Below are 1,052 nucleotides of genomic sequence, written 5' to 3'. Positions count from 1 at the left end.
TGATCGAAACCAACCCGGCGCTGACCGAACTGAACCGCTTCCTCAGCTCCGACTACATGCTCGACCTGCTCGGTTACGACCCCGATCAGGCGCAGAAGCGCCTGGGCGACGGCCTCTACGAGCAGCGCCTGATCCGCGAGGCCATCGTCGCCCGTACCGGCCAGCGCTTCATCGCCGGGCTGGACAGCGACGAAGCGATGTTCCGCTACCTGATGAACAACGCCATCGCCAGCCAGTCGGCGCTGAACCTGGGGCTTGGGGTGAGCCTGAGCGCCGAGCAGGTGGCGGCGCTGACCCACGACATCGTGTGGATGGAAGAACAGCAAGTGCTGGGCGAGAAAGTCCTGGTGCCGGTTCTTTACCTGGCCCAGGCCGAAGGCCGCCTGGCACCCAACGGCGCGCTGATCCAGGGCCGCGACGTGACCCTGATCAGCGGTGGCGATCTGAGCAACCAGGGCACCCTGCGCGCCAGTGGCGCACTCGACGTGCAGGCGGTCAATATCGCCAACAGTGGCCTGCTGCAGGCCAGCGAGCGCCTGCAACTGCTGGCCGAAGACAGCATCCGCAACGCCCAGGGCGGCATCATCGCCGGGCGCGACGTGAGCCTGGTGGCGGGCAACGACATCGTCAACGAGCGCACCGCCAACCTGCAGCAGAGCGGCCTGGGCGACCGCGCCTGGGCCACCAGCTTCGTCGACAGCGCCGCCCGCATCGAAGCGAGCGACAGCCTCAGCCTGGCGGCCGGGCGCGACGTGAGCAACCTCGGCGGCGTGCTCGGCAGCCGTGGCGATCTGAGCATCGAAGCCGGTCGCGACGTCACCATCGCCTCGGTGCAGGACGTGCAGCATCAGTCGCGGGGCAGCAGCTTCCTCAACGAGCGGGTGAGCCAGCTGGGCGCCGAAGTGAGCGCCGGGCGCGACCTGCAGGTCAGCGCGGGGCGGGATCTGGGCGTGGTTGCCAGCCAGGTCACTGCAGGTCGTGACCTCGACCTGGGGGCCGGGCGCGACCTTGTGCTGTCCAGTGCGGCAGACGAAAGCCACACCTATTTCAAG

Annotated in this window: 1 protein-coding gene; it reads left to right on the top strand. The window is 68.3% G+C overall.

Translation table 11 applies throughout. The features are described from left to right. Positions 1–1,052 (top strand): hemagglutinin repeat-containing protein (locus BLR94_RS27000; RefSeq protein ID WP_139207538.1); only part of this gene is annotated, 1,052 nt, incomplete at both ends.

Source organism: Phytopseudomonas flavescens, from assembly GCF_900100535.1.
Classification (GTDB): domain Bacteria; phylum Pseudomonadota; class Gammaproteobacteria; order Pseudomonadales; family Pseudomonadaceae; genus Aquipseudomonas; species Aquipseudomonas flavescens.
The sequence above is the reverse complement of the archived record's forward strand: the minus strand, read 5'-3'. Positions and strand labels throughout refer to the sequence as shown.